This is a genomic window from Bacillus sp. SH5-2 (assembly GCF_008368905.1).
In the GTDB taxonomy this organism is placed as follows: domain Bacteria; phylum Bacillota; class Bacilli; order Bacillales; family Bacillaceae_G; genus Bacillus_A; species Bacillus_A luti.
The window spans coordinates 96,786-107,654 of sequence record NZ_QOSD01000013.1 but is presented as its reverse complement, the minus strand read 5'-3'; the positions used below and the strand labels follow the sequence as shown (position 1 = coordinate 107,654).

The following is a 10,869-nucleotide window of genomic DNA, read 5'->3' as shown; positions in this document are numbered from 1 at the left end:
GGGTATGGGTGGTTTCCCTGGAACAGGTATGGGTGGTTTCCCTGGAACAGGTATGGGTGGTTTCCCTGGAATGGGTATGGGCGGTTTCCAGGTATGGGTGGTTTCCCTAGAATAGATATACCAGTTATCCATAACCTTAATTTCTAATAATTTACATTCGAATATAGATGATAATAGATAAGATTAACCCTTGAGTTACCTGTTAAAGTCATCTTATCTATTGCCATCTATTAACTTGTACCAACTTTCTTATATAACATCACTTATTTATAGCAAACCAATAGGGACTAGAGCTAAATCTTTTATTGATGTACATTTTAGTTAATTTAAAATAATTATTAACTTAGGAGGATTTTAAAGTGATTTTTTTATTTAAATCCCCCGGATCGCCTTTCTTTGACTTAGCCATGATTATAATAGATGAATTACAAAGGATAGATTTATACTTTTACATAATTCTTATTTCATAAAGAAAAGACACCCTAAGGTGCCTTCCTCCGATTTGATAACCACGTTGATTTACATAGTTATCGTTCTCAGAAGTAAAGTTCTAAAAGTAATTTACTTCCGAGAACGAAAATTATGTAAGTATGCTATCTATTAGGCGTTTCAAACCTTTTCCCATACCTTTAAACGCCCATAACAGTTTAAGGAAAACTTTGAAAATAGAATCCCATATGACTTCGCTAAAAATAAAGTCTAAAGCTTTTCGTAAAAAGTCTTTAGGGGATTTACACTTACGTATAAACTTTCTCCATCCTTGTTTCAACATAACTACACCTCCTTTCTTATTTAATCAAATATACTTTCTATTAGGTGTTTTAAACCTTACCGTATATTTATCTATTACATTATAACAAAATCTCATTATATTCTAAATATACAAAAAAACCAAACTCTTACTGTGTGAACTTGCCCTTTCTTTATAAAGAGTTTGCTTTTACTTCCTACAACGATAATTATGTAAAGGAGCTGTCCAAATGGATGGCTTATTTTTTTGCTTAGCGTGATTTTTTCCCAAAATGCTGGCGGTACCCCATTCCCATCAACCTAAGAAAAGCAAATACCCCAAAACGAGAAAATTGACATCTCCAGATGAAAATGTACAATTTTTTTGTTTTGGGGATGCTTCAAAATATTAGCTTGATAGCAATGTGGTGCTACCCCACATCCATCAACTTAAGAAATTAATTGTTCCCAAAACGAAAAAAATGAACTAAATTCCCATGGACACCTATGAAAAGATGAAATTTTCGTTTTTGGGGGCAACCTGTTCTGTTAGGTTGATGGGCATGCGTCAGTACCCCATAAAGAAAAGACACCCTAAGGTGCCTTCCTCTTACTTGAGAATCACATCTATTGTATTGAAGAAATTTAGAAAAGGTAAATACAAAAAGGTAAGCTTCTAACTATAATCTATAGATGTTTATTATTCTCCAACATGCTGAAGATCTCCGGATTTAATTAATGCGGCTGTTACTTCATCACCGAAATTATTTAGAGAGAATGTTTGCTCGTCTAACGAATCCGTTTTTGTAGCTTCACCTATCTTGCCGTCTTGAAGTTCCCAGAAATAGTTATGTTCTTCTACGATTTTACTAAAATCCCTATTTATCCATCTTTCAGTGATTGCTAATAGTTTTTCTTTATTCTTAAAATCATTTTCATTTAAAATGATTCTTACTTTCTCTGCATTCTTTTTAGACATAGGAGTTGCGCCCCGTCCGTCACTCGCTTTTACCTTTTGATGAGTCATGCTATGCATAGCTGAAATAACTTCTTCAGTAGAACTTTTAGTGATGTGAAGTTGTGCATTTGAACCTTTAATCTCTGCTTCATTCGATGCCAAACGATTGAATAATGGAATTTTGTTTAGAAGTAATCACCGCATTAAGCGCGTGATTCTTTAAAAATGAAAGAAAAGTTAGCAAGAATGGAAAAAACAACTCTGTTTGAAATCTTAGGCTTAATAGAGATATCAACGGAGCAACTTCCAGTGGCTTCATAAAATATGAATCAAGGGAAGTTCTATTTGAATATACCAAAATACAAGATTTCACTCGAATATTTGAAAAAGCATTATTGTGAGTTTCTCTCTCGAAAATTACAATTTTTAAAATTGACATAGCACTTCATGCACCTTATACTGTTAACAACAGTATACTGTCATTAACAGTAACATAATTCATTCTAGGAGGTATATCCATGAAACATACTGGAAGACATACAGGCGCATTTCTTTTGTTATTTTTAGCAGAAGGTGATAACTACGGCGGGCAATTATTGCAAAAATGCGAAGAAGAACTTCCCGTCAATCCAATTGATAGTGCCATTTTATATCGTACGCTAAAGAAATTAGAAAACGAAGGTGCAATTGAATCTTACGTAAGTACAGATCATCAAGACAAGCCGAGAAAGATGTACAAAATTACGTCTGCTGGAAAGGAACAATTAGCAGATTTTCAAATGGATATCGAAGAAAAAATGAAGAACTTATCCTTTTTCCTGGGCAAATATAAAGATTTAAAGGAATCCAATCATGATTAACGGCGTGATTCTTTACACGTTAGCCATTCTTCTTACTGGGATTTCTTTTATGAAGGACCGTACGAAAACGAAAGATGCTCTAATGAAGTCGTGGAAAATGTTTCGCAACCTTCTCCCTGCGATGCTCTCCATCATGCTTTTCGTTGGCTTATCGCTTTCTATATTAACGCCGTCCTTTATCTCTTCTATCATTGGGGAACAGTCCGGATTGTTAGGTATTATTTATTCGGCAATCCTCGGCTCTGTTGCACTTATTCCAAGCTTTGTCGTGTTTCCTCTTGGAAATACGTTAGTCCAACACGGTGCAGGCCTCCCGCAAGTTGCGGCACTTATGTCTACACTCATGTCAGTAGGACTTACAACTTTGCCAATGGAACAAAAAATATTCGGGCGAAGCTTTGCTTACGCACGTAATGCATCTGCCTTACTCATGTCTCTCCTATTCTCCTATATCATTTGGGTGGTGATGGTATGAAAGAACTAAAAAGATATCGTTTCTTTTTCATCTTACTACTGGGGCTCTTTGTATTAACTTTTATAAATCAATCTTTAGGATGGACTGCATTACAACTAACAGGCAATAGTATTTTAGATATGCTGTTTCTCCTCCCTCCTGTCCTCGTATTTGTAGGACTACTTGATCAGTGGGTGAAGAAAGAAACGTTAATCAAATATATGGGCGAAAAATCGGGCATATATGGTATCTTATTCTCTTTATTATTAGGAGGAATTGCAGCTGGTCCCCTTTACGTCGCCTTTCCAATCGCCGCACTACTATTAAAAAAAGGCGCCAGCATTCGGTACATCGTATTCTTCTTAGGCGTTTGGACCACTGCGAAATTGCCGATTATCGTATACGAGTTTTCTTCATTTGGAGCTACCTTTACACTCATTCATATTTGTTTCGGTTTAGTATTCTTCTATGTAATGGGGATTATTTTTGAGAAGTTTTATGATCAGGGGCAGTTGCTACGGTATGATGTTACGGAGGAAATGTAAAAAGACATCCTTCCTTTGGAAAGATGTCTTTTTATATAAACCTTAATTTTCGTTCTGTAAAACCCCGGCTACTTCTACTCCCTTTTTCTCTTCTTTTAAGAATAGCGATACGATAAAAGCAACAACAATAAAGATTAATCCAAGTGCAAATGCACCTTGGAATCCTGATGTTAAACCGTTTAACTTCTCTACTGGATCCATTGGATTTGCGGAGCTTTCCATATACTGAGTTGTTCCTGAAGACATTTTTGAAATAAAGATAGCCGTACCGATTGCGCCAGCTACTTGCTGCAGAGTATTAAACAGCGCTGTTCCGTGCGGATATAAATCTGGTGTTAATTGATTTAAACCGTATGTTTGTGCTGTCATGACAAACATGAGTCCAACCATTAATACGCTGTGCATAATAATAATTTGCAACATTGATGTGTCAGGCGTAATGCCTTTAAATAAGAACATTGCAATACCTACTAACACAATACCGGGAACGATAATAACTTTTGGACTAAATTTATCAAATAGCTTACCTGCGATTGGTCCCATTACGGCACTAATAATACTTCCTGGAAGCATTATTAATCCTGATTTAAAGGCTGTAACGAGTAAAACGGTTTGCAGAAACATCGGTAATAAAGTCATCGTTGAAAATAACGACATCATCACAATGACGATTAATCCAACTGATAATGTAAACATCGGAACTTTAAATGCGCGTAATTCTAAAATTGGATTCTCAATTTTTAATTGTCGCACGATAAAAATACATAATGAGATAAGCCCAACAATTAAAGTGCCATACACTTTCGGATCAGACCACCCTAAGTCACCTGATGCACTAAAGCTATATACAAGCCCGCCAAATCCTAATGTCGATAAAAGGATAGATGGATAATCTACTTTTGGTCTTGTTAACTCTGAAACATTTTGAATGTACTTCATCCCAATCATAATTGAAATGATCACGATAGGAATAACGATATAGAATAACCAGCGCCAATTTAATGAGTCAACGATTACTCCAGATAATGTAGGACCAATTGCTGGAGCTGCCATCATCACAAGTGCAATTAATCCCATTGTGGCACCACGTTTTTCAGGCGGACAAATAATTAAAATCGTATTCATTAATAACGGTGAAATCAATCCTGTCGCTACCGCTTGGACGATACGGCCGATTAATAAAATGGAAAATGTCGGTGCGAATCCCGCAATTAATGTACCAACTAAAAACGTTACCATCGCAATCAAAAACATTTGTCTCGTTGTAATCCATTGTTGAAGCAGTGCTGTAATCGGTACTAAAACACCAACCACTAACATGTAGGATGTAGAAAGCCATTGGATCGTTGACGCTGTTACGTTAAATTCTTTCATTAATACCGTTAATGCATTGCCAAGTAATGTTTCGTTTAATAATGCAACCATTGCCCCTAAAAGTAACGCAATTAAAATGGGGGTATGTTTCATATTAGAAGTATCAACTTTGCCATTTGCAGGGCTCTTAGTTGTTATATTCATTTGCAAATTCTCCTCCTGTTTCTTACTTAAAAAACTTTAAATATACCTGAACACATGTAATATAATATACATATGTAGATTAAAAAGGGAGAATCAATTTTCAGCCACTGTATATTTAATCTACAAAAAAGGAGAATTGTAGATGAATGATAATGAAAAACAACTTGATTTACGTATTAGACGTACACATAAATTACTATGGGATTCCTTATTTGAATTAATGACGCAATCAAAACAGAAATATAGTACTATCACGATTAACCAAATATGTGATCGCGCGATGGTACACCGAACAACTTTTTATAAACACTTTGAAGATAAAAATGCTTTATTAGCATTTGGATTTAAACGATACGGCAAGATGATTGTTGAAATACCGGTTTCAGATCGATTAAGTAAACCATTTCAAGTAATGGAACAATTTCTACACCATGAAGAAATCGGTAAAATATTAGAGACGCAAATGTCTGATGAACAATTTATTAACCGGACACAGTATTTAAGTCACGAAACGAGAAAACAAGAAATAGAAGCTTTAAATCAACTTTGTAAAAATCATACGATGCCAAATGATTTAATCATTGAATTTTATTCAGGGGCAATCACCTCATTAAGCGCATGGTGGTTTAAAAATGAAAGAAAAGTTTCTGCTGCTGAAATGGATAGGTATCTCCACCAACTTATTAACCGAGATATTTTTCAGTTTGAAGAGGAATAACTTCACCATATAAAAAACGCCTATATGAAATAGGCGTTTTTTGTACATACTACATACCAATCTTCTTCAAAGTCTAACTTTCAATAATTGAAAGCATATCCACCTTTTATTAAGATGGACCATACCCAATAAGATGAGCAATTATAACTGCTATTAAACCGATCGAGTATTCAATTAGGATTAAAGGGAGAATCCACCTTGCCCACCTTGTCCATGAAATCCCTGCAATTGCTAATCCAGCCATTAGCGTACCACCTGTCGGAAAAATAATATTTCCAATACCATCCGCGAATGAAAAGGATAATACTGCTGTTTGGCGTGTAATGTCCAATAAATCTGCAAGTGGCGCCATTATAGGCATTGTCAACATCGCATGGCCACTACCTGATGCTAAAATAAAATGAATAGCTACTTGGAAGTTGTACATTCCAACAACACTTAAAAAAGGAGAGACATGTTTCATTTCTTCTGATACTTGATAAAGTAGTGGGTCTATAATATGCCCTTGATTCAATACGACTAAAATAGCGCGTGATACACCAATGATTAAAGCACCGCCGATTAAAGATGCCGATCCTTGTGTAAAAGATTCTACAGTATCATCAAGAGATATCTTGCCAAGGATTGCAATTATTATAGTTAAAATAATAAATAAGGCTGCAATTTCTGTTATATACCACTCGTACTTAATAACACCGAATACAAGAATAATATAATTGATTAAAAAGGCCGTTAATATCCATTTATGTCTTTTTGTTAACTCTACTTTCGCTGTTAATAGACTGTCTGGCTTATTTGTATCGAATTTTCCATAAATTCCGATTGAAGGATCCCTCTTTACTTTCATAGCATGACGATAGACAAATGTAACAGCAATTACATATATGACTACGAATAAAACTAGGCGGAATCCCATCCCCGAATACATAGGAAGACCCGCTATCCCTTGCGCAAGCCCAACTGTAAACGGATTCATAATTGCAGTTGTAAATCCGACGGACGCTCCCACTAGTACCATCGCAGTTCCTGTTATCGTATCAAATCCAACTGCAAGAGCTAGCGGAATAAATAAAGGTACATACACTAAAGCTTCCTCAGCCATCCCCATTAATGACCCGCCAAGTGCAAAGAACAGCATTATAATAGGAATCATTAACTTTTCACGGTTAGCGAGTTTTTTTGCCATTGTTGAAACAAGAGCCTCAACTGTACCTGATGCCTTTAATACACCAAAAAAACCTCCGATAATAAGAATAAAAAAGATAATATTAGCAGCTTCTACCATCCCTGTCGGAATAGATTTTACCGTATCAAAAAATCCAAGTGGCGCTGATGCAATCCATTTGAATGAATTTGGATCTACTGTTGTATACCCATTTTTTTCAATCTGTGCATATTTTCCTGCTGGCAATATATGTGTAATAATAGCCGCAATAACTAACAAGACAAGTAACATCGCAAATACGTTTATTTTCCATTCTTTTTTTTCCTGTTTTTCTTCTGGCTCGAATGAAACTGCTTTTTCTGACACTTGACTCATATACCAATCCCCTTTGCAATAAAGTGAAACTTTAATCATTGGGGGTTTTGTTCTTCCCCCAATGATTATTAGTTGAACCAATCGGGCTTTTACGGGCAGTTGATCCCTCACCTAACTTCTTTGCTTCCGCTGAATTTTGAGGTGGGGGTCTTACTGCCCGTTAATGCGGGATAAAATGAAACTTTAATCATTGGAGGTTTTGTTCATCCCCCAATGATTATTAGCCCACAACAATTGGTAGCCGGCAGTCTGGTTTCCCTACTACCATGACGTACCAAGCTATCCATCAATTCTTTTACTTATAGCGTTCTAGGATTTAACTACCTTTTTACTAATTTCATTTACAAATTGGTTAAATAAACGCTGCTGTAGAGCATCCCTTTCCGACATCATTTCTGGATGCCATTGGACCGCTGCTACATAACGATGAGCTTTGGATTCAATAGCCTCTATCACACCATCAAAGGACCATGCGCTCACCTCAAAATCTTTCCCCAATGTTTTCACTGCTTGATGGTGAAAAGAATTAACCATTAAAGATTTTTGGCCAATAGCCTCATAAATTTTTCCCTCTTCCAGAAGATCTACGGAATGAGAGCCTTGCCATTTACGGAACTGCTCCCGAACATGGAAATATTCTGGTCCCCTCTCGTGCTCTAAGTCTTGATAAAGAGACCCACCAGCTGCAACATTTAACACCTGTAATCCTCGGCAAATTCCTAGAATAGGAATATCTTTTTCTAAAGCTTGCTTTGCCAGATTTAATTCAAAATTATCTCGTTCTTCCTCTACAGTACCTATATACGATTTTGGAATATCACCGTAATAAATTGGATTGATGTCCGCACCACCAGCCAATAACAACCCATCTAATTGATTAAGTGTGGACTCAATTTGATTAGCTTCCTCAATTGGAAGTAGAACAACCGTTGCACCTGCTCGTTGAAGTGAACGAATGTAGTCATAAGAAAAGATAGCCATATCTTGTCCTGGTAGCCCTCTTAAGCCCTCCTTCCCTATTTCACTATGATCAATATAATACCCAGTAACACCAATTAGTGGTTTCATTTCCTCTCACCTCATAATTTAAATGGTTTCGTTGTCTTTCTCTTTTGAAATTGTATACTCTTAACCTCCCTTTTCTAGCAAGTGGTAAAGAATTAAATATGTAAATTACTACTCTACTCATTTCATTCTTTCTTTACACACCATTGATATAAGCAAATATCATGCCAACATTAAAATTAAAGTGATTATTTACATATTTTTAAATATTTTGTCGTTTCGTCGGTGTTTACTATGTTGAAATGTATTATAATTGGTTATTAATTGGTTACATAATAACTAATTAATAACCAACTTTAGACCAATTACATTCAACTAAAGAGGTGTTCTATGAACAAATTTGAAAACAACCACATTGTATTGATCACCGTTTTAAAAGAAACACGAAAAGCCCTACATCAACAACTAACGGAGATGGTAGGTGACCTCATAGATATCGAAAGTTTTTCTGTAGAAGAAAGTATTCCAAAAGTCTTTCATTCTACATTAATTGTGTTACCTAATACATTTACTATAGAAACGGTGAAAGAATTTATTGGGGAAAATTGCGAAGTAATAATAGCAAAACGAACATTAAATTATGAAAACGTGGACCAGCTTTTATTTTTACCAGAAGGAACACAAGCTCTATATGTGAATGATAATCATGAAACAGTATACGAATCAATTGAAACTATGCGTCAATTGGGGCTGAACCACATTGAATATTTCCCATACTATCCTGGAAAAACGAATATACAAATGATCAAGCTCGCAATCACACCTGGCGAACTTGAAATTATCCCTGACTTCGTAGAAAAAGTAATTAATATTGGTCATAGATTAATAGATATTACTACAATCATGTCCATTCTAGATCGATTTCATTTAATGGAGGAATCAGGTAACCACGTTTCTGAGAGATACTATCGAAAAATAGTAGATTTAACAAAGAATTTAGCTAAAGCTCATCGACAACTTCATCAAGTTATTGATGGTGTTGGTGATGGCATACTAGCTATTGATTATGAAGGAAGAATTGTTGTCTTTAATGAATTCCTGGAAAGCATGCTGAAAATAAAAAGCAAAAATGCTATTGGTCATCCCATTGATGCCATTATTGATAATATTGATTTAGTGAACTTCATCCTTTCGAATAAGCAACAAGAAAGCGGGATATTTGTTGTAAACGACTTGGATGTAATAGTGGAACGCCTACATATAAATGATCAATCAATTATTGTTACTTTTAGAAATGCCCTTAAGACCATCGGGTTTGAACGTAAATTGAGAAAAGAATTTGTCAAAAAAGGATATGTAGCAAAATACAATTTTCATAATATCGTTGGGATTAGCTCTACTATTCAAGGCACGAAACAAATTGCCAAAAGGTTAGCTAAGACTGATTTAACTGTATTAATTGAGGGTGAAAGTGGTACCGGAAAAGAGTTGTTTGCAAGTGCTATTCATAATGCCTCCCTTCGAAATAGCGGCCCTTTTCTTGCCGTTAACTTTAGTGCTTTATCGGATGATTTAGTTGAGAGTGAATTATTTGGTTATGAGGACGGAGCGTTTACCGGAGCAAAAAAGGGCGGGAAAATGGGATTATTTGAACAAGCAAATGGTGGCACTATTTTTTTAGATGAGATTGGAGATATTAGCCTTAAACTTCAAGCACGGCTACTTCGAGTATTGCAGGAAAAAGAGATTATGCGTGTTGGCGGAAGCCAAATTATCCCTATAGACGTTCGGATTATTGCAGCAACCAATAAGGATCTACTGAAAATGATTCAAGAAAATGTGTTTAGAGAGGACTTATACCATAGGCTTAAAGTACTCTTTATACACCTTCCTGAATTAAGAGCCCGTCGAAATGACATTGAATTATTGGTTAAACATTTTGTTGCGCTATCGGATCCTAAAGTCAAAATTGAACAAGAATTAATTGAAGAACTTCAAGGATATCCATGGTACGGAAATGTAAGAGAACTTAAAAATACGATAGATTATATGCTTGCTGTCCGTACCGGAAACCAAATAACAAAAAATGATTTGCCTAATCAACATTATTTTCAAAAACCTCCACATAAGAAAACAGATAGCGACCAGGTCGAGAGTATAACATCCTTTTCTTCAAGTTCAAACGCTCTTGATAAAGAATCACTTTTCATCCTTACCCTCATCATGAATTATGAAGAAAAAGGAAAAACAATCGGAAGAAGAATTATTTCTGAAAAGAGCCAAGAAGTCGAAATGAATTTATCTGAGGCACAGGTTAGACACCGATTGAACTTCCTGAAAATGAAAGGGTATCTACAAATAAAAAGAGGGAGAGCAGGAATTAATCTAACAAGAAAAGGTTTGGAGATTCTACTACACCTTTGATTACTTATCATCGGTGTAGTACGACTCAAAGTTTTTTACTCATAAGGGACCCTACTTTTACGATATCAAAATACCACATTACAACTCTAATGTGACATGGATTGGTGAATATGCATAC

The 10,869-nt window shown here is 35.6% G+C and carries 9 protein-coding genes and 1 pseudogene; 5 read left to right on the top strand and 5 right to left on the bottom strand.

Annotation, left to right across the window (positions count from 1 at the left end):
• Positions 1–580: 580 nt before the first annotated feature.
• Positions 581–772, bottom strand: coding sequence for a hypothetical protein (locus tag DN410_RS10695; RefSeq protein ID WP_149176475.1), 192 nt, complete (start codon positions 770–772; stop codon positions 581–583).
• 657 nt (positions 773–1,429) lie between these two features.
• Positions 1,430–1,849, bottom strand: a pseudogene (locus tag DN410_RS10690) (DUF6241 domain-containing protein); the annotation flags it as partial.
• Between the two features lie 356 nt (positions 1,850–2,205).
• Here DN410_RS10690 and DN410_RS10685 point away from each other — a divergent pair.
• Genes DN410_RS10685 through DN410_RS10675 form a run of 3 tightly spaced genes read left to right on the top strand, consistent with a single transcriptional unit; the run spans position 2,206 to position 3,546 of the window.
• Positions 2,206–2,547, top strand: a complete 342-nt coding sequence (locus DN410_RS10685; RefSeq protein WP_149176474.1) for a PadR family transcriptional regulator — start codon at positions 2,206–2,208, stop codon at positions 2,545–2,547.
• Positions 2,540–3,022 (top strand): hypothetical protein, encoded by a 483-nt coding sequence (locus tag DN410_RS10680; RefSeq protein WP_149176473.1) that lies wholly within the window; start codon positions 2,540–2,542, stop codon positions 3,020–3,022. The genes DN410_RS10685 and DN410_RS10680 overlap by 8 nt, the downstream gene beginning before the upstream one ends.
• The gene (locus tag DN410_RS10675) at positions 3,019–3,546 is read left to right on the top strand and encodes a permease (protein ID WP_149176472.1); all 528 of its coding nucleotides are present in this window, start codon (positions 3,019–3,021) and stop codon (positions 3,544–3,546) included. Before DN410_RS10680 ends, DN410_RS10675 begins: the two co-directional genes overlap by 4 nt.
• Before the next feature lie 42 nt (positions 3,547–3,588).
• Here the strand turns inward: DN410_RS10675 and DN410_RS10670 are convergent, their stop codons facing one another.
• Positions 3,589–5,064: an MDR family MFS transporter gene (locus DN410_RS10670; RefSeq protein ID WP_149176471.1), complete on the bottom strand. Its 1,476-nt coding sequence runs from the start codon at positions 5,062–5,064 to the stop codon at positions 3,589–3,591.
• Positions 5,065–5,206: 142 nt separating this feature from the next.
• Between DN410_RS10670 and DN410_RS10665 the strand changes: the two genes are divergently transcribed.
• A complete protein-coding gene (locus DN410_RS10665; RefSeq protein WP_149176470.1) occupies positions 5,207–5,782 on the top strand; it encodes a TetR/AcrR family transcriptional regulator in 576 nt (191 codons plus the stop codon).
• A 109-nt stretch (positions 5,783–5,891) separates the two neighbouring features.
• Here the strand turns inward: DN410_RS10665 and DN410_RS10660 are convergent, their stop codons facing one another.
• Both DN410_RS10660 and DN410_RS10655 read right to left on the bottom strand, forming a co-directional pair.
• Complete coding sequence (locus DN410_RS10660; protein ID WP_149176469.1) at positions 5,892–7,322, bottom strand: YfcC family protein; 1,431 nt, start codon at positions 7,320–7,322, stop codon at positions 5,892–5,894.
• A gap of 309 nt (positions 7,323–7,631) precedes the next feature.
• Positions 7,632–8,390 (bottom strand): gamma-glutamyl-gamma-aminobutyrate hydrolase family protein, encoded by a 759-nt coding sequence (locus tag DN410_RS10655; protein ID WP_149176468.1) that lies wholly within the window; start codon positions 8,388–8,390, stop codon positions 7,632–7,634.
• A 327-nt stretch (positions 8,391–8,717) separates the two neighbouring features.
• On the opposite strand from DN410_RS10655, the gene DN410_RS10650 reads away from it, so the two are divergent.
• Positions 8,718–10,751, top strand: coding sequence for a sigma 54-interacting transcriptional regulator (locus tag DN410_RS10650; protein ID WP_149176467.1), 2,034 nt, complete (start codon positions 8,718–8,720; stop codon positions 10,749–10,751).
• Positions 10,752–10,869: the final 118 nt, after the last annotated feature.